Genomic DNA, 17,800 nt, shown 5'->3' with positions numbered 1-17,800 from the left:
TTCAAGGGCGTAGATAGTTTTGATGATCGAGACCGGAAAGACATTACAAAATCGCTATCGGATCGATAAACAGATCGGCCAGGGTGGAATGGGCGCGGTTTATGTCGCAACAGACGAGCGTTTCAATAGTATGGTCGCCATCAAAGAGACCCTTTGTATGGATGACAACTTTCGAAAGGCGATCGAACGCGAGGCCCGACTGCTCAATAGTTTGAAGCATATAGCACTTCCGCGCGTTTCGGATCATTTCGAGGAGAATGACAGTCAATTTTTGGTAATGGAATTTATTCCCGGGGAAGATCTGTTTTGCATCCTCGAGACTCAAGGGAAGCCGTTTGAGATCGATCAGGTATTGAAATGGGCTGACCAATTATTGGACGCACTCGATTTTCTGCACAATCAAGAGATGCCTGTCGTCCATCGCGACATCAAGCCGCAGAATCTGAAGGTCACGCCGCACGGGCAGGTGGTCCTGCTTGATTTTGGACTGGCTAAGGGAAATCCGACCGACGCCGGGCACCACACGGCGGCGAAAAGCATTTTTGGCTATTCGCGAAACTATGCGTCGCTCGAACAGATACAGGGAACCGGGACAGATCCGCGAAGTGATATTTATTCGCTGGCAGCGACTCTTTATCATCTACTGACCGGGAGCGTGCCGGAAGATGCTCTGACCAGGGCGATGGCAGTTCTCAGCCAGAAACCGGATCCCCTTATCGCGGCAAACGCCCTTAGGTCGGAGATTCCTGCCGGCGTCGCAGGTCTATTGCGAAAAGCTTTGGACCTTAACGCGAGCGAGCGACCTCATACGGCACGTGAGATGCGGCAGATGCTTGCAAATAACAGCAACTACGCGTTTCTCGCAGTTTCAGATCAAAATGCGGTCGATCACACGGAAGCCAACGTATTTGCCCAACCAACGCAATTGATGCCGGCCCGGACGAGTACGGGAGGTCAAAAGCCAACGGACGCTAAAACCGAAGTATTGACGTCGGAAGTTTCTCAAATCACTTCCGGGGTACTTTCCTCGGAGCGACCTCATTCAGTTAGTTCGGCAGGTTCGGCAAACGGAGTAGCGATGGATACGCCCAAAATGCGGGGCGGCCTTGTCGCAACGGCGGCGGTGGTGATGTTAGCGATGATCGGAATTGCAACCGCCGGAGCATATATCTACGATCCGGCGATCTTCGGGTCTGGTGGCGCGTCCGGACAATCCAGTCGAAACACTAATATCGCAGCGGGTAAGACCGTCGCAAACGCCGATTCATCGGAGAGTACTATCGGAAATACAGCGATCGACAGCAACGTTCGGAACGACTCAACGGTTAATCCGAATCCTGTCGTGAGTGAGAGAGATAAGTCCGGCGATGTGGCAGGGAAACAGACGGGCGGGACGAAATCATCAAAGTCAGCAGATACCGTTGGGCCGGGCGGCGAGACAATTGATATTCAGGCACCCGATGATGAAGATCTCCCGGGAAATGTGGTGATCAACAGTAGGAATCCTGATGGATCCACAACCACAATGCGGATCAGAAACCCCGAGCAACCGGTCAAGGGAAGTCCTACAGGTCCGATCAACGATGTTCCGATGATAAACGGCGTCGATATGAGCAAATTGACACCTGCCCAACGGCGAAAAGTGCGGGATGTGATGCGCCGGGCCAATGGTAACCCAACGCGAACTCGGCCGCCGTCCCGCCCGCCATACTAAGCTTTCGGATCGTCGGTACTAGCCACGTTCGATCGTCCGTTCGAGCAATTCATTCCACTGCTCTATCAGATGGACTTTTGACTCGTCGGGGTGAGGAGAAAACTCCAACAATGGATGGTATGTGATCGTGACCTTTGTGAAAAGGTTAGGATATTTCTGTGATCGCGGCCAGATTCGGTTGCCGCCGCTTACAGTTACGGGTAGAATCGGGACGCCCGCCTGAAGTGCGAGGCGTACTGCACCATTTTTGAACGGCAACATCTTGCCATCGGCAAACTCACGAGCACCTTCCGGAAAGATAATTACCGCGGCACCATCGCGGAGTGATCTGAGGGCGACTTTTATCTTAGACACGCTTAGTCCGTCGATCTGCTTTACAGGAAATGCCCCGAGAAACCTGATCAGGCGGCCAATAATCGGCCAATCGAAAGCCTTTTCGATCGCCAAATAACGTATGTGTCGGCGCATCGGAATGCATATCCAAACGGGATCGACGTAGGTCTGGTGATTGGACGCGATCACAAATCCTCCGTCGGTCGCGGCGGGAATATTCTCCTTTCCGTTAAATCTGACAAACCATAGCGGTTTGCTGATCAGATAGGCGAGCAGGCGCACGAGATCCACTGCAAATTGCGGTGGATATCGATCGGGTGTTCTGAAGGTCACTAGAATCGGTCGGTGCTGGTCTCCGACCTATCAGGTTAAGGTCAATACCGCAGAAGTTCAAACCCTGCACTTGAATAATCAGCTGCGATCGGTGTCGATTCGTCGGCGGGTTCGTCTTGGGGTTCTTCGACTTTGGCCTCCTCGACTTTGGCCTCTGCAACCGGCTCCGCACTTTCGGCCAAGGCCTCACGTGCTTGCATAATTGCCGCTGCTCGCTCCGCGTAAAGCTTTTCCATCGGAAAGCTGTTTTCTAAAAACTCAAGGTGGATCGAATTGCCGTTATCCGCGGGCTTACAGTTTCGAACGATCGCGATCGCGTAGAAATCGTATTCCTTACACGCAAGTTTCACCCGGTCACCGATCTCGGCGGACAGTTTACAGATGGCCGAAAGGCCTTTCGCACTTATGTTGTTGGTGACAGCGGTTTCCTTGTCTGATGGGAGTCTGTCCTTCTTGATAAGTGAGATCGTGACATCGACCGAAGCCCATAGTCGCGGTGTTTGACGCGGTTTGAATGCGGATTCTGACTCGGTGAATTTCCAGAGCCCGGAATCAGTTACCCCGGTTATACGGTATCCCTGGAGTGGATCGGCCTTATAACTTTCGGGAACATCCTTTCCGATGAATCCAACACCGATATGGAACGTTTCAAAACCGTCTTTTTCGACGGCATTGCAATATTGGACCAATCCCAATACGGGATACACCTTTGCCTTATGGTCGTACGCTCGGTATTCGACCGGCATCGGTAGTACAAGGGAGATCAATCTACCTACGCTACACCGTCGCGATAATGTAAATCCGGCCCCGTTTCGGGATACGGTCGTGACATTCGTTATCTCTTTCCAGTTAACATCATCGGCCTCTTTAACTTGGACAAGGGTTCGGAGTTGGGTTGATGACCTTTCGGCCGTGCGTTTTTCGTTGTTGGGATGTTCCATTTTACTTCTCATAAATAATGCCTTGGAGAAGGGGTTGGGGAGGCATTGTGGGTTTAGTTTCTTAAAGATATCATTCGATACCCTCGAGTGGGAAAAATCGATCGATAAACTCAATGTGCAGTCGCGTAATGCCGTCCGGGCCGACGCGCTTTCCTCGCACAACTGAGATTATCTGAATATTATGACGCAGACTGGTAACACGTATGAAAGATCCGGCCTCTACGTCAAATTGGGTGAACACTGCGGCTCCGCCAAGGCTGATGTTCTCGGTGACAGTCGTTTCCGACTTTATAACGTCACCGTTCTCGTCCATCAGTTCGAGAATGAGCGATTCCGGAATGTGAAATCTTGTCTGACGCCTTAGATCCTTTGGGAGGTCACTATCGTCTTTATTAAGGTCGGCCTCGACAAGGTGCCAAAGACCTTCGGATTCCTGATGAGTGGTATCGTAAAGCCGAGCTGGGTGGCTGTGATAGCCCTCGGGCGGCTTTTTGCCTACAAATGCGACGCCTACGGAGAATAGTGGTTCGCCCGAGCGTTGTTCGATCGCGATACACCGGCGTACTAATGCCCAGATACGATATTGAGCTTCGCCGTAATCGAAGCACCGCAACTGTCGCGGCATAGGGATCGTCAACAACATTAGGCGGCCGCGCTTGATTGGTCGTTTGAGACTGAAACCGGCACCGAAAGCAGAAACGTCTGAAAGCCTCGTGATCTCATTCCAATTGACCGTGCCGTCGACGAGTACCTCAACTCTAACGGGCAACGGAAGCGAAATTCGCTGAATTCGTCTATTCTCTTTTTCTGCGACGCTTGGTTCCATTCTTCGGTCCTCTAATAGGTTTCGATATATTTTGGTTTTTATTGAGAACCCAGCGAGGAGTCAAAAGTAGGGTTCTTTTCTTTTGGGTAGTTAAGAAATCTGATGGTAGGATCTTCACCTACTAAACCTAATGATATACAAAATCGAACAATATTACTACAAAAATTTTCGATATTAGATTCCCGTGGAATGGTGCGAACCTAAGCTTGTATTTTGTTGCGAAGCAGTGGTCGCGGTATTTCGATCACGCGGCACTTGCCGACTTAGCCGTCATCCCGACCCGGCTGAAAATCAATCTCTCGACCGGGAAGTGAAAATCGACGAATTTCAAATGAAGAATATCTTGGAGACCAAAATGATTCCGCCGGCGCAGGACTTCAGCGATCGCGTAGAAGTCCATGTCTGCACAAGCGAATTTGATCTTGTCCCCGACCTCCGCCGGTAACTTGGAGATTACGGCCACGCCGGCGGAACTGATATCGCAGGTCACGGTATTTTCTTTCAAAATCGTCCGCTCGTTTTTTTGGATCAGGCCGATCTCAACTTGTAGTTTGATCCTGATCCTTGGGAAACGGCGATGTTTGTATTGGCTGGAGCATTCGGTCAAATCCCATGTGCCGTCGTCATTCTGGCGCTGTAACCGATATGCCTGAAGCGGATTTGAAAAATAGCTATCAGGGAAATGTCTTCCGATAAACATCACGTTCACTTCGTACAGGGATTTCGATCCTTTCGCGGCTACTTGAGAATGTTGTATCAGGCCAATAACTTTATATAACTCGTCATCGTGACTGAAAGCACGAAGCTCTCGCTCGAGCGGGAGCTCAAGCTGTATTAATGTGCCTACGCGGCATTCACGGGATAAGTCGAAAGAAGCGCCAAACCGAGACACTATTCTCACTTCGGTGGTTTCGAACCTCAACTCATCAAATGTTTCCCGGATGCAAACGCGGCAGAGGGACGGCGACGGTCGCGCAGTTGTTTGTTTCGTACGGTTTCGTTTGGATTTTTGTTTTCTGGCCATATCGGGAGCTTAAATCCGAGCATTGAAATCACATCAAAGTTCCTCTCACCGATACCTTCCAATGGAAATATCCGGTCAACGAACTCGATAATAAGGCGGGAAGAGTCTCCTGGACCTTCGCGTCGGCCACGTACAATAGCAAGCAGCTCAACGTCGTGCCTTTTGCTCTTGACCCTTACAAACGACCCAAGCTCCGAATCGAACTGGGTAAAAACGACCGCCCCGCCTAAACTGATATTTGTCGTAACTGTGGCCTCGGTCGAAATACTGTCGTGTGACTCGTCCCGTACCTCGAGGACAAGATCCTCCGGAATCGGAAAACGAGTTTCCTTTCGGCGTTCGGCCCTGCCTGAACCTCCCTGAAACCGGCTACCGGGATCAATTACCTGACAAAATCCATCGGGACCGAACTTACCTCGCGAGATGCTTTAGATGCGTGTCGGGTGTTCAGCAAATCCTGAAGGCGGCGATTTGCCGACAAACGCGCACGCAGTTGCGTATTTCGATTCCGTAGTGCCAACCGCGATACGAATGCACCGACGAACGATCACCCATACCGCGTACTCCTTTTTGTCTTGGTCAAACCTGCGCATATCAGGTGGTAACTCTAACGACAGCAGTACTATCCTGCCTCGCCTGATGGGCCTTCGCATGTGAGAGCAGACACCGGTCGCGGAAGCATCTTTGGCCTATGCTGATTCCTCCCATGTTACGCCGCGCCCAGATTTCACCCTGGCCAGAACGACGAGCCTAAGCGAATAATGATAATAGCTACGATTTTCAATCGAGGTTTTAGTGGCTGGCATAACTGCATATCACGAGAAATCGATTGAAATGAAACATGCTAAAGGATGAGATACTGAGTGCGAACGTCTCAGGGTGTTGCGTTGCAGGCTATCAAGCCTGTAGACTTGATAATACATTAGATTTGGATCTTAATCCACACTTTTTTTCGGCTGTTAACTTTTGATTCGCTTAATAAAAATCTAGCGGACTTTTGACTCTTAGTTTCCTAATATTACTGAACATGGACGCACTAGAACGTAATCAGATCAATATCGAAGACGAGATGCGGCGGTCGTATCTCGACTATGCAATGTCGGTCATCATTGGCCGAGCACTGCCGGATGTTCGCGATGGGTTAAAGCCGGTTCATCGCCGAGTATTGTGGGCGATGAACGAGCTTGGAAATACCCACAACAAGCCGTACAAGAAAAGTGCTCGTATCGTGGGCGATACGATCGGTAAATATCATCCGCACGGCGACACAGCTGTTTACGATACGGTCGTCAGACTCGCGCAGGACTTTTCAATGCGCTACCCGCTCGTTGACGGGCAGGGTAATTTTGGGTCGATCGACGGCGATAATGCGGCAGCAATGCGTTACACCGAGGTTCGCCTTGCGAAGATCACGGGCGAAGTGCTCGATGATATCGAAAAGGAGACCGTTGATTTCCAGACGAATTACGACGAGTCGCTGTCTGAGCCAAAGGTTTTGCCGACGCGAATACCGCTCCTACTCGTTAACGGTTCCGAAGGCATCGCGGTCGGAATGGCGACAAAGATACCGCCGCACAACTTAACTGAAATATTAGAAGCGACGATCGAACTGATCCGCAACCCGGCGATAACGATCGACGAATTGATCACATTTGTTCCGGGGCCTGACTTTCCGACCGCCGGATTTATTTATGGCCGCGAGGAAATTCACCGTGCATATAAGACCGGCCGAGGGATTATTCAGGTTCGAGCACGGGCGGTAGTTGACGAGATCGGCCGCGGCGATAGGGTGAAGGACGCGGTTGTCATCACCGAACTGCCGTATCAGGTCAATAAGGCACGCTTGATCGAAAAGATCGCGGAGCTGGTTCACGAAAAGCGCCTCGACGGTATCTCCGAGATCCGCGACGAATCCAACCGCGAAGGTATGCGCATCGTCATTGAGCTAAAGCGCGATGCTGTCCCGCAGGTCGTCCTCAACAAGCTTTACAAACTGACGCCGATGCAGTCGTCATTCGGCATCATCAGCATCGCTATCGTCGACGGCCAACCAAAGGTACTGACGCTCAAGCAGATGCTCGAGGCCTTTGTCGAATTTCGCCGCGAAGTGGTCAGGCGCCGGACCGAGTTTGATCTGCGAAAGGCGATGGCACGGGCTCATATTTTAGAGGGCTTGAATAAGGCGATCGACGCACTGGATTACATAATCCCGACAATTCGCAACTCGCGTTCGGTGGATGAAGCCAGGCAGTGGCTGACCGCAAATCTCGCGACCGCAGGCGAAATAGCATCGTGGCGCGGTGTCACCGGCGACAAGTCGAAAGAGCAGTTCGTCAAAGAATTGCATAAGGTCATCACGAGTCTGGACTTTTCAGACATACAGGCGCAGGCGATCCTTGATCTGCAGTTGCGTCGCCTGTCGGCGCTCGAACGTCAGAAGATTCTCGACGAATATGCCGAGATCATCAAGTACATTGCCGAACTCGAAAATATTCTCCAAAACGAAAGCGTTTTACGTCAGGTCATTACGGATGAACTCATCGAGGTCAAACGACTTTTTGGTGACGAACGGCGGACCGTTATCGTGGATGCCGGAGTCGAACTGAGTATCGAGGACCTGATTCCCGACGAAGACGTGGCGATCACGGTCACCAATGCCGGCTACATCAAGCGTACGCCCGTGACGGCGTACACCCGTCAGGGACGTGGTGGCAAGGGACGTCTCGGGGCTAAGGCGAAGAATGAAGACTTTGTCGAGCATCTATTTATTGCCTCGACACACGCTTATCTGATGATCTTCACCGATGATGGCCAGGTCTTTAAGATGAAGGTCCACGAGATCCCTGAGGGCGATACGTCAGCACGCGGCAAGGCCGTGGTAAATCTCGTACAACTCTCCCAAGAACGCAAACTGGTGGCAGTTATGCCGGTTCGCGACTTTGCTGAGGAGATCTATCTGACGATGGTCACCAAGCAGGGCATTATCAAGAAATCGTCATTAGCCGATTACCAGAACATTCGTGCCTCGGGCATCAATGCGATCAACATCGACGAGGGTGACGAACTGCTCGATATCATCCGCACCGACGGAAAGCGGCAGATATTTATCGCAACACACGACGGAATGGCTGTGAAGTTTAACGAGTCTGACGTTCGCCCGATGGGACGCGTCGCACGCGGCGTGCGTGGCGTAAATCTCAGGCAAGGTGACTTCGTTGTTTCAGTATGTGCCGTCTCACCCGAGGGGACTGAAAAGATCCTTTCGGTTTCTGAAAAGGGCTTTGGCAAGCAGACGACGGTCGATAGCTATCGCCTGACGAAACGCGGCGGCATCGGCGTCATCAATATGAAGACGACCGAAAAGACCGGCAAGGTCGTTGCGGCATTTCCGGTCGAGGACGACAGCGAGATCATGATCATCACCCAACAGGCCAAATTGATACGCTTGGGCGTCGACAAGATCCGCGAAACTGGTCGTAGTGCCCAGGGCGTCACGCTCATCAAATGCGGCGAAGACGACCTCGTAACCTCAGCCTCGCTGCTAGCGATGGACGAAGAAGACGATTAGTCGGATAGCCGACCTGTAGAAAGTAAAAAGAGCCTCGCCGATCGGCGAGGCTCTTTTTTATTGCTCCATTTGAGCTATTATTGTGCGACGAAGTCTAGATTTTCGATTGTGTTGTCTACCGTCAGGACTCTCGATGTAAAACTAAATCGTTTGGACGAAACCTGAACGATGTATGATTGGCCTGACTCGATGCCGGTAAAACTGTAATAACCAAGCGGTGACGACAGCACGCTTCTGGTTGACCCGTCAGGGGAGGCGATTGTGACGGATGCTCCGCTTACACCGATTCCGTTCGCTAGTAAAACGCGACCGGATACAATAACATTTCCTGCGGTGGGAGAGCTACATCCTGGGAAGACAAATTTACCGACACGAGTATTCCAGTCCGTTCCTACAGCGGCGTAGTACTGATTGGTATACCAAAACGTGCAATCATCCACAGGGTCCACCGACATAGAACTGTAATCACCCCATCGCGTATAGGTCGTTTGAACACTGCGAGCCACGGACGGTAGCAATGTGACCTCACTTTGCGGCAATGTCCCCGGCGTGTCACTCGCGAGCCGGCCTGCATATCTGATATCCGGAGCCAACGTCAAACTGGCGGCAGTATATCCGATCGCCATATTTCCTAATCGATCAACTGCAAGAGATCCCATAAACCTATTTACGCCGTCGGCTCCATTATTAAAAATTTGCTGTTGGACGGGAGTTGTTACCACAGTGCCGCCTGTAACATTGATCTGGGCCCATTGAATGCTAACCGGAGTGCTGGTGGAAGCCGTGCCGGTCGAATGGTTAACCCACACGGACTCGACGCCGCTGATATTTCGATATTGTGCCTGCATCATCATCCGCTCGTTAAGCGTTTCGATCGAACCGCTCCCCCCTGCCGGAACTGGAGAGGTGGCGGACCCGACCGTGTAACTCGACTGGGTTACATTTGTCGGTCCACTGAAGGTAGAAAGTGCAGGTGTGGTGAAATTAACACTAAACTTGAACACTTCGAATGCGTATAGCGACCCTGATTCACCCACAAAGTAGGCTGGAGTACTCGGCGGCGGCAGGGTGCCGCGATAATTAGCAGGGATTACGGTAAATCGGCTGGAGCCCATATCTACTACCTGAACATCATTGGCAGTAAGAGTTAGTCCGGCTGCCATTTTTGCAAAATTGAAGGCGTATGCTCGGGCCCCTTGGTACGTCGCTGCCGAACATGATGAATTTGTGCAATCGAACATATTGGTGCCCATATATAGTGCGTCGCGCCAAATGCCCATTTTGGGATAATCCGGTAGCCATGGATGTGTAGCGTCATCTGATCGGATAGCATAAAGCCACCAACCACCCACGACTGGATCGCTGGTTTTTGATACGGCTACACATTCGTAGTAGGGGCCGTCCTTAGTATTGCTCCATGCAAAGTCGGCCACGACGAACCTGCCGGTGTTCGGGTCATGCACAACGGTCGGGTCGCCTTTATTGCCCGTATCACAAGGCGTCCCCGATCCCGCTGCCGCCCATAAGGATGCAAACGTGAATGTAGACAGTGTCGTGCCGGCCTTATTGAAGATTCGAACTGACGAGTTTACTGCTTGAATATAGTGATTTACCCCGACATCGCCAACCGTATCGGGCGGCCAACCTGCTCCGTTTGCCGTAAGATTCATCCCATTGAAGGTAAGTGCAGGGGTCGGCATCGGCGCGAGCGGAATGATGTCCGGCCTGGCCAAGGTTCGGTCTGTTGGTACGATCTCTGTCTTTCCCGTTTTAGGTGTTTCGAACTCAAATTCCGGGCGACTATTGAACAACTGTCTCATCTCGTTTGTGACTTCGTCCGAAAGCGAACGAGTGTCGTCATTGAAACTCGCTGGACTTGAAGGGGTCCCTGTTCGAACCTCAAATCTAGACACATCGTTCTTGCGAACCTTTATCCTCATCTTGCTCGAGTTTGCAGACGTGCGCCCCGAAATTGTTGGTTTAACAACCTGTTTTTTCTTAATGGCGCGCGTGTTCTGGGCAATTAGTGTAGTAGCAAAAAAAGCGATTGCGACAAACGGCAAAAGCACGACCCAGAATGATGCCCGCTTTCTAGACTTATCAGGCAACGTCAATCGATTACGTAATACAAACATATTCACCTCCGGTTTTCTGCAGGGGAGAAGTAAACTATGTATCCAAATCCGAGCATTTGGCGACAGTCCTTGTAGGTGTCTACTATAAACAACTCCACTGATTCCCCGCCATCATTGCCGGGGCTCCGTTACCGTTGCCTTGGCAGGGGGTGGTTGAGCGGCGGCAGTCGGAGCAGTAGACCATTGTTCCGTTTGGTTTGCCGGCGGGCAGAGTGTTGACCGGCATTGCGGGGAACTGGACACCGGAGCCGAACTGGACGTCGGTACCAAAGAATGTCGGGTGGCCTTGGACCTGGCCTTCCGACGGTTGGCCGGTCATAAAGACGACGGTAGCTCGATCAAAATTGGACTTGCCTAAACCGCGACAACCTAGAATGTAGCCGTCGTAGCAGAATCGGTCGCCGGTCGAATAAACGCGGACGCGATTATCGGCCGACCACGTCTTAGCTCCATACAAACTGCCGGTTGAGACGAGGGTGCGGCGAGCCTTGAAAATGATCGGATCCTCAAAGATCGAGTTAACGATCGTGATCGGATAAGAATAGTCGCCCGCATTGGGATTTTCCACAGCGTTGTACACGATCGAAGCGGTCATCGCCTCGGCTTGCGACCCGATGATCGTCGTTGTTCCGCTATCGAGTATGTTGATAAAGGTACCGCCGAGTGCGTTTGAAAAGCCTCCGCTGAAGGTGTCCTCGATCAATACCATTCCGACCCTTTCAAAGTGCATCGAGTTGGCATTTTGTCCGTTCTGCTTTCGCGGATTGACGAAAAGGCTACCCGTTATCTTCCAGTCAGTATTGCGGGAGTTCACAAAAAGTCCTGTGTCCCGGTTAAATATAAATCGACAAGCGTTGATCTTGACGTAGTCAAATTGCCATGCGAGGTTTGTCTGCGGTAGTCCATAGGCGTTAATGCCACGATTGAAATTCTGAAATGTGACCCGATCAAAATTAAAGCCCTGGGATGAGATGAATGCACCGTAGGCTTCGAAGCCGTTAGTGTCATCGTTGCTTTGGGAAAAAAGCTCAATATCCCTGAATGACACGTTTTCAGTGCATTCTCCGATGCGGAACAGCGACGTTTTTGCACCGCGTAGAGTAATTCGGGCTGGGTTCTTGCGAGTCAGATCACTGGTCGATGCCATCGAATGGAGACCGTTCGTTCCCTGAATGATCACGCCGGAAGGGACCGTCACCGGCGAGGTGATCACATAGTCGCCGTCGGGAATCGTTAGCGTGCCGCCATTATCCGTAGCCAACGCGGCCATCGCACTCTTAAACGCGATCGTGTCGTCGGTCTGGCCGTCACCGACAGCACCAAAATCGCGGATATTATAAAATCCGCGCGACCGCTCATCGGATTTTGCGGCAACGATATAGGTTATTGGGCCCGAATACTGATCGCCTTGAAATGAAATGCGATATGCCTTGTCCTCGCCCTGAAAGCACCACTTGTAGTCGGTGTCGGCAGCACGAACTTGTGCAGTCGTGGATGTCTTTTGTATCAGCGATGCCCCGGAACCGCCGCACGACGAAACCTTCATCGCTGTCGATGGGTTTAGGTCAGTGATCGTAATGGTCGTCGCAGGCGGTACATATCGAACCGCGCAAGTCGCTTTTGTGTGCGTCCGAGCGGCATCGACGATAACGTTATATCCATCGAACCGATTTTGAGCTGAAATTGAGGCAGCAAATACCAGAATGGTAACGGCGATCATTGCAGTCATTTTCATAATGACCTAATTATCGCGTAATCGATCTATATCGGCAATATTTGATCCGTCGAAGTTTAGAAATATGGGCAAATGATCATTCGTCAAACAATCCGGCAGCAATGCCCGCCGACGGCGGCGGGGGAATTCGGAAATGTTCGTAGGCTCGTCGGGTGACAGTTCGACCTCTCGGAGTGCGATTCAGAAAACCGATCTGGAGCAGATATGGTTCGATGATCTCCTCGATCGACTCTTTTTCTTCGTGAATGGCGGCCGAGATCGTGCTCAGGCCAACCGGGCCGCCGTCAAACTTCTCAATGATGGTCTTTAGCAATTTGGCGTCGATCTCATCAAGTCCAAAGCTGTCGACCTCCATTCGGTCGAGAGCGTCGCCGGCGACGTGCTCGTTGATCCGACCGTCGTGATCGACCTCGGCAAAGTCGCGAACACGCCGGAGTAGACGATTGACGATCCTCGGCGTTCCACGCCCGCGGCGGGCTATCTCGAGCGATCCACTCGCGTCGATCTCGACGTTCAAAATTCCGGCTGAGCGTTCGCAGATGGTTTGCAGGTCTTCGGTGCCGTAGAAATCAAGATGAAAGACAATGCCAAATCGCCCCCGAAGCGGGGCCGTCAACATTCCCGGTCGTGTGGTCGCACCGATCAAAGTGAATTTCGGCAATTCGAGTTTGATCGAGCGGGCGGCGGTGCCTTGACCGATCATAATATCGAGGCTGTAATCCTCCATCGAGGGATACAGTATCTCCTCGATCGCAGGATTTAGGCGGTGAATCTCGTCGATGAATAGCACATCGCCCTCGTCCAGATTTGTCAGGATCGCCGCCAGGTCACCTGCCTTTTCAATGATCGGGCCGGATGTTGATTTGAGCGCCGCGCCCATTTCGTTCGCGACAATATTTGATAGAGTGGTTTTGCCGAGTCCGGGCGGGCCGGAGAGCAGAATGTGGTCGAGTGCTTCGCGGCGTTTCAAGGCTGCTTTCATAAACACCCGAAGGTTTTCTTTTACCTTCTTTTGTCCGATGTAGTCACCCAACTGCGTCGGGCGCAGTGATGTGTCAAACTGAGTCTCCTCGTCTGAGCCGGTATTGCGAAGGTCTATTGCCTCAGGTGTATCCACTTTCAAAATAATAGCCCTTTAGCGTACAAAGCCAAAATATCCATCGAGAAGGCAACGGTGCAGTGAAGTACTAACCCGAGCCAGATCGTACCGTTCTTGTAACTGATCCATCCTAAAAAGATGCCGGCGAAAATGGCAGCAAACGCCTCGGGCATCGGTTTTTGAAAGTGGATCATACAGTACGGCACTGTCATCACGAGGATCGAATAAAAACCAAGCGAAGGTTTTAGGCTATGAACCAGAAAACCCCTGAAGAAAAATTCCAGTCCGAAAAACTGCAGGAAATATACGAGTTCCCAGATGATCAGTGTCGAACCAAGGTATGGATCACCGTTATAGACCTTAAGAAAGGGATATTTACCCGAAAAACTAGATGTCAGCGACATCCAGTAAACTATCGGCAACATAACAGCGATGCAAAAGAAAAGTAGTTTCAAGAAGCCTTTCTCGATGGCAAATGCGATCCCAATGTCACTCAAATTCCGCTTTTGTACGAATTTTACGAACAATACGGGAATAACAAAGTAGAAGGTCATCGAAACCGCTACCCACCAGATCAGACTGTATAAATTGTTGGCGGTCGGACGTGCAGCCTCATCTCCAATCGCGGCAAACCGCGTATTCGCAAGTATCGCTGCGAGGTAGTCGGGATTTTTGAAATATGTGATACAGGTCAACCCGATGGCGGCATAAACCAGTGCAAAAAGTGCTTTGTGGTCAAGGCGAGCAAGGTCGTTGCGTAGATGTCGGGCGATCTCGAGCATTTGAGGGCGTCTATTTTGCCAAAATTTGCAGGCCGCGACGAAGCAGTTTTTGAACCGACATTTCGACGCCTTCCTGTGCCGCTTGTTTGAGAGACTTTTCTGCCAAAGGCCTTTGATACCCCAGGTTGGTGAGTGCTGAGACAGCGTCCTCGAATATATCGTCGGCCGGAATTTGAGCTCCGCTGACGTTATCCAAAGCAGAGTTACCGCCCTGCACAAGTTCGCCGACCTTGTCGCGGAGTTCGATCACAAGCCGTTCGGCGGTTTTGCGTCCAACTCCCGGGATCGATGTCAGACGTGCCAGATCGTCGGTGCGAAGAGCCAGAATGATCTCGTCCGCACTCATTCCCGACAGCATCGTAATACCTGATTTTGCACCGATCCCTTGAACTGAAATCAGACGAAGGTAAAGGTCACGTTCGCGCAGCGTCTTAAACCCAAATAGCTGAATGGCGTCTTCGCGGACGTGTGTAAAGATCCGCAAACTAATTTCGGTACCGATATCACCCAACTCGTAAAAGGTGGACAACGGGATCGAGACCTCGTACCCGACGCCGCCGACGTCGATGATCACAGTATTAGCGTGCTTTTCTAAGAGTTTGCCGGACAGGTAAGCGATCATTGTGTATTGCTCGGTAAAACGCTGAGTTTAGATCAAAATATCGGTATCGGCAACGATGCAGTTAGCGTTTTTCGAGTTTGATCGGTCTACCCGTCGATGAGTCCTCGGCCTTGTACGACTCGTCTTCTTTGATACAACGTATTGTCGCTCCGCTATCATCTTACTATTATTCCGAGTCTTGATCGTGAGCAACGCGTCGTGATTATTGGTGCGTTTGTAGACTTGGGCGTCATTTAACTACGACAAATGATTTTGCAACCTTGAACTTTACCGTAGTGCCGATCCTTACCACTCACGGGTCAAGATCAGGAAGAATTTTGGTGAAATTTAGGTGCGCGATGAAAAAGGCTTTTCACGAGCCGTTCGAAGTTATATGATAGATGTAGCGGATGTCGTCCATTGAATAGCTTTGGTGTTTTACGGTATCCGCCACGGTTGTGTGTTAACCGTCTTTTTTTGAATCCGATCGGGTGATGCCGACGTATTTCCTTTATAGTGATCGAATAGTAGTATTGAGGTTTTAATTAAATGGACACGAAGGGATTTATTAAACGTATTGTGCCGTTCATCGGGGCTTTCTCGTTGGGGCTGTTTATTGCGAGCTTTTTCGTAACTATCGGCGGCGGACGATTCGGCAACCGCCATAGGGGAATGAATCGGGAATATAAACGCCAGATACGTGTCGAAATGGAGCAACTTCGGCAGGAGAACTTTGAATTGAAGAGCCAGATCCGAGAACTTCAGCAAGATCTGCCGGCAGTTTCAACGGATGCGGATTTGAGGAGTATGGAAGAGTTGCCACTCGGCCACGTTCCCCCGCCGGCGACACATCACGTTCACCGTTAGAATTTTCGATATTCGATTCCACAGGTTAACTGGCACCGAGTTGTTATGTTAATCTGTGGATTCCTTGTTTATGGACGAATCTCAGGCTAGAAAACTGATCGTTGAGATCGGCAAATTACTTTACGAACGAAGCTACGTTGTGTCCTCGGACGGCAACGTAAGTTTTCGGCTTGATAACGATACGGTACTTGCGACTCCGACGATGACGTGCAAAGGACGAATGACGGAGGATTGTCTGGCTCTGACCGATATGGACGGCAAGCCGCTGACTGACAAAAAGGCATCCTCGGAACTCGCGATGCACCTGCTGATCTACAAGATGCGTCCGGATATAAAAGCCGTATGTCACGCTCATCCGCCGCACGGAACCGCCTTTGCCGTCGCGGGCCTTGCGATCGACAAGCCGATTCTTTCGGAAGTCATACTGACTCTCGGTTGTGTGCCCTTGACCGATTACGGTACACCGTCCACAAATGAGTTGACCGAGGCTATGAAACCGTATGTCGAACACCACAATGCACTTCTGATGGCAAACCACGGTGCGGTCGCATACGGCGAAGACCTCTGGCAGGCGTTTGACCGCCTGGAGACTCTCGAACACACGGCCAAGATCGCGATACTCGCCAAAACACTCGGGGGCGCCGTCGATCTGCCGGCCGACGCTATCGAAAAGCTTATTAACATCCGAGAGAAAGCCGGATACCTGACCGATGCCGCACGATGTCAGTCGTGCGGGTATCTACATGACAATGGGATCGTGTGCGGTTCTAAGAGTGAGCCGAACGTAGAGACAGGCGGAAATGGTGCGAAAGTGTCGCTGACGCGAGAAGAATTGATAGAGCTTTTGAGCCAAGCGGCCAACTTGAGTTAGACTTAACAAAACGTAGAGTTCTACAAGTAATTTTAGGAGCAAAACTAAATGCAAGAAGCATTGGGAATGGTTGAATGTAAGGGCCTCGTGGCAATGATCGAAGCGGCCGACGCAATGGTCAAAGCTGCCAACGTACAGCTCGTCGGATACGAAAAGATCGGAGCCGGATTTGTCACTGCGATCGTCCGCGGAGATGTCGCCGCTGTAAAAGCGGCAACTGATGCCGGGGCGGCAGCCGCCAGACGCGTCGGTGAACTTGTGAGCGTTCACGTTATCCCGCGTCCGCACGCAAGCGTCGACGAAACTTTACCGATCGTCAAAAAGTAATTGATTGCGGTTCGACGGTGAAATCTATCGCAACTGCGGGCAACCAGCAACGCACAAATGATAATCGCACGCATTTTAGGCACTGTTGTGTCCACACAGAAAGATGAACGGCTATTGGGCAAGAAATTGCTCATTGTTAAGCCCATCAATTTGGATGGCTCGGATCAGAGCGGCTACACGGTGGCGGTCGATACTGTCGGTGCGGGTTACCACGAAAAGGTGATGGTGGTTTCCGGTTCATCGGCGAGACTCGCTGAGGGCAACAAAGATTGTCCGGTCGATGCGGCCATCATCGGCGTGATCGATGAGATCGATTTTACCGCCGCCGGGAAGTAATTCTACAGATTCCTCGTTAATACTTAAATGCAGATCGCTCGTGTAATCGGAACCGTTGTCTCGTCTGTCAAAAATCAGACGCTCGAGGGCCGAAAGATGCTGATCGTGCAGACGCTGGATGCGGATCTCAACCCAAAGGGTTCGCCGATGATCGCACTTGATGCCGTCGGTGCCGGTACGGGTGAGTTGGTCTTTTGGTGTCGCGGAAAAGAGGCTTCGTTTCCATTCAAACGCGACGAGACGCCGACTGACTGTACGATCGTCGGGATCATCGATTCTGAGGCCCACGTTTTTCAGGGATAGATAAA

At 51.3% G+C, this 17,800-nt stretch carries 17 protein-coding genes; 7 read left to right on the top strand and 10 right to left on the bottom strand.

The window, feature by feature from the left end; translation table 11 throughout:
- Nucleotides 1–22 precede the first annotated feature (22 nt).
- Nucleotides 23–1,714 (top strand): serine/threonine protein kinase, encoded by a 1,692-nt coding sequence (locus IPQ00_08515; protein ID MBL0240601.1) that lies wholly within the window; start codon nt 23–25, stop codon nt 1,712–1,714.
- 18 nt (nt 1,715–1,732) lie between these two features.
- On the opposite strand, the gene IPQ00_08510 is transcribed toward IPQ00_08515, so the two are convergent.
- The 5 genes from IPQ00_08510 to IPQ00_08490 all read right to left on the bottom strand — a co-directional run bounded on the left by IPQ00_08510 (nt 1,733) and on the right by IPQ00_08490 (nt 5,596).
- Nucleotides 1,733–2,380 (bottom strand): 1-acyl-sn-glycerol-3-phosphate acyltransferase, encoded by a 648-nt coding sequence (locus IPQ00_08510; GenBank protein MBL0240600.1) that lies wholly within the window; start codon nt 2,378–2,380, stop codon nt 1,733–1,735.
- Between the two features lie 41 nt (nt 2,381–2,421).
- Nucleotides 2,422–3,321, bottom strand: coding sequence for a PilZ domain-containing protein (locus IPQ00_08505; GenBank protein MBL0240599.1), 900 nt, complete (start codon nt 3,319–3,321; stop codon nt 2,422–2,424).
- Between the two features lie 70 nt (nt 3,322–3,391).
- Nucleotides 3,392–4,147, bottom strand: a complete 756-nt coding sequence (locus IPQ00_08500) for a PilZ domain-containing protein (GenBank protein ID MBL0240598.1) — start codon at nt 4,145–4,147, stop codon at nt 3,392–3,394.
- Nucleotides 4,148–4,391: 244 nt separating this feature from the next.
- The gene (locus tag IPQ00_08495) at nt 4,392–5,171 is read right to left on the bottom strand and encodes a PilZ domain-containing protein (GenBank protein MBL0240597.1); all 780 of its coding nucleotides are present in this window, start codon (nt 5,169–5,171) and stop codon (nt 4,392–4,394) included.
- Nucleotides 5,066–5,596: a PilZ domain-containing protein gene (locus IPQ00_08490; GenBank protein ID MBL0240596.1), complete on the bottom strand. Its 531-nt coding sequence runs from the start codon at nt 5,594–5,596 to the stop codon at nt 5,066–5,068. The genes IPQ00_08495 and IPQ00_08490 overlap by 106 nt, the downstream gene beginning before the upstream one ends.
- A 602-nt stretch (nt 5,597–6,198) precedes the next feature.
- Between IPQ00_08490 and gyrA the strand changes: the two genes are divergently transcribed.
- Nucleotides 6,199–8,739: a DNA gyrase subunit A gene (gyrA, locus tag IPQ00_08485; GenBank protein MBL0240595.1), complete on the top strand. Its 2,541-nt coding sequence runs from the start codon at nt 6,199–6,201 to the stop codon at nt 8,737–8,739.
- Nucleotides 8,740–8,816: 77 nt separating this feature from the next.
- Here the strand turns inward: gyrA and IPQ00_08480 are convergent, their stop codons facing one another.
- From IPQ00_08480 to ruvA, 5 genes are all read right to left on the bottom strand, one after another.
- Nucleotides 8,817–10,559, bottom strand: coding sequence for a carboxypeptidase regulatory-like domain-containing protein (locus IPQ00_08480; protein MBL0240594.1), 1,743 nt, complete (start codon nt 10,557–10,559; stop codon nt 8,817–8,819).
- Nucleotides 10,560–10,956: 397 nt separating this feature from the next.
- Nucleotides 10,957–12,609, bottom strand: a complete 1,653-nt coding sequence (locus tag IPQ00_08475; GenBank protein ID MBL0240593.1) for a hypothetical protein — start codon at nt 12,607–12,609, stop codon at nt 10,957–10,959.
- Nucleotides 12,610–12,685: 76 nt separating this feature from the next.
- On the bottom strand, nt 12,686–13,708 hold the full coding sequence (gene ruvB, locus IPQ00_08470) for a Holliday junction branch migration DNA helicase RuvB (GenBank protein MBL0240592.1): 1,023 nt from the start codon (nt 13,706–13,708) through the stop codon (nt 12,686–12,688).
- A 20-nt stretch (nt 13,709–13,728) separates the two neighbouring features.
- A complete protein-coding gene (locus IPQ00_08465) occupies nt 13,729–14,490 on the bottom strand; it encodes a CPBP family intramembrane metalloprotease (GenBank protein ID MBL0240591.1) in 762 nt (253 codons plus the stop codon).
- A gap of 10 nt (nt 14,491–14,500) precedes the next feature.
- Nucleotides 14,501–15,112: a Holliday junction branch migration protein RuvA gene (gene ruvA, locus IPQ00_08460; protein ID MBL0240590.1), complete on the bottom strand. Its 612-nt coding sequence runs from the start codon at nt 15,110–15,112 to the stop codon at nt 14,501–14,503.
- Between the two features lie 528 nt (nt 15,113–15,640).
- On the opposite strand from ruvA, the gene IPQ00_08455 reads away from it, so the two are divergent.
- The 5 genes from IPQ00_08455 to IPQ00_08435 all read left to right on the top strand — a co-directional run bounded on the left by IPQ00_08455 (nt 15,641) and on the right by IPQ00_08435 (nt 17,795).
- Nucleotides 15,641–15,958: a hypothetical protein gene (locus IPQ00_08455; protein ID MBL0240589.1), complete on the top strand. Its 318-nt coding sequence runs from the start codon at nt 15,641–15,643 to the stop codon at nt 15,956–15,958.
- Nucleotides 15,959–16,028: 70 nt separating this feature from the next.
- Entirely contained in the window at nt 16,029–16,829 is an 801-nt protein-coding gene (locus IPQ00_08450; GenBank protein MBL0240588.1) for a class II aldolase/adducin family protein, read from the top strand.
- A gap of 48 nt (nt 16,830–16,877) precedes the next feature.
- Nucleotides 16,878–17,156: an ethanolamine utilization microcompartment protein EutM gene (gene eutM, locus IPQ00_08445; GenBank protein MBL0240587.1), complete on the top strand. Its 279-nt coding sequence runs from the start codon at nt 16,878–16,880 to the stop codon at nt 17,154–17,156.
- Nucleotides 17,157–17,213: 57 nt separating this feature from the next.
- Nucleotides 17,214–17,492: a EutN/CcmL family microcompartment protein gene (locus IPQ00_08440; GenBank protein MBL0240586.1), complete on the top strand. Its 279-nt coding sequence runs from the start codon at nt 17,214–17,216 to the stop codon at nt 17,490–17,492.
- 27 nt (nt 17,493–17,519) lie between these two features.
- On the top strand, nt 17,520–17,795 hold the full coding sequence (locus IPQ00_08435) for a EutN/CcmL family microcompartment protein (protein ID MBL0240585.1): 276 nt from the start codon (nt 17,520–17,522) through the stop codon (nt 17,793–17,795).
- Nucleotides 17,796–17,800: the final 5 nt, after the last annotated feature.

This window comes from Chloracidobacterium sp. (genome assembly GCA_016720705.1).
GTDB lineage: Bacteria > Acidobacteriota > Blastocatellia > Pyrinomonadales > Pyrinomonadaceae > OLB17.
The sequence above is the reverse complement of the archived record's forward strand: the minus strand, read 5'-3'. Positions and strand labels throughout refer to the sequence as shown.

Coding starts and splice junctions, on each gene's coding strand:
- IPQ00_08515 (MBL0240601.1), top strand. CDS start 23: ATGATCGAGACCGGAAAGACATTACAAAATCGCTATCGGATCGATAAA.
- IPQ00_08505 (MBL0240599.1), bottom strand. CDS start 3,321: ATGGAACATCCCAACAACGAAAAACGCACGGCCGAAAGGTCATCAACC.
- IPQ00_08500 (MBL0240598.1), bottom strand. CDS start 4,147: ATGGAACCAAGCGTCGCAGAAAAAGAGAATAGACGAATTCAGCGAATT.
- IPQ00_08495 (MBL0240597.1), bottom strand. CDS start 5,171: ATGGCCAGAAAACAAAAATCCAAACGAAACCGTACGAAACAAACAACT.
- gyrA (MBL0240595.1), top strand. CDS start 6,199: ATGGACGCACTAGAACGTAATCAGATCAATATCGAAGACGAGATGCGG.
- IPQ00_08480 (MBL0240594.1), bottom strand. CDS start 10,559: ATGAGACAGTTGTTCAATAGTCGCCCGGAATTTGAGTTCGAAACACCT.
- IPQ00_08475 (MBL0240593.1), bottom strand. CDS start 12,609: ATGAAAATGACTGCAATGATCGCCGTTACCATTCTGGTATTTGCTGCC.
- IPQ00_08465 (MBL0240591.1), bottom strand. CDS start 14,490: ATGCTCGAGATCGCCCGACATCTACGCAACGACCTTGCTCGCCTTGAC.
- ruvA (MBL0240590.1), bottom strand. CDS start 15,112: ATGATCGCTTACCTGTCCGGCAAACTCTTAGAAAAGCACGCTAATACT.
- IPQ00_08455 (MBL0240589.1), top strand. CDS start 15,641: ATGGACACGAAGGGATTTATTAAACGTATTGTGCCGTTCATCGGGGCT.
- IPQ00_08450 (MBL0240588.1), top strand. CDS start 16,029: ATGGACGAATCTCAGGCTAGAAAACTGATCGTTGAGATCGGCAAATTA.
- eutM (MBL0240587.1), top strand. CDS start 16,878: ATGCAAGAAGCATTGGGAATGGTTGAATGTAAGGGCCTCGTGGCAATG.
- IPQ00_08440 (MBL0240586.1), top strand. CDS start 17,214: ATGATAATCGCACGCATTTTAGGCACTGTTGTGTCCACACAGAAAGAT.
- IPQ00_08435 (MBL0240585.1), top strand. CDS start 17,520: ATGCAGATCGCTCGTGTAATCGGAACCGTTGTCTCGTCTGTCAAAAAT.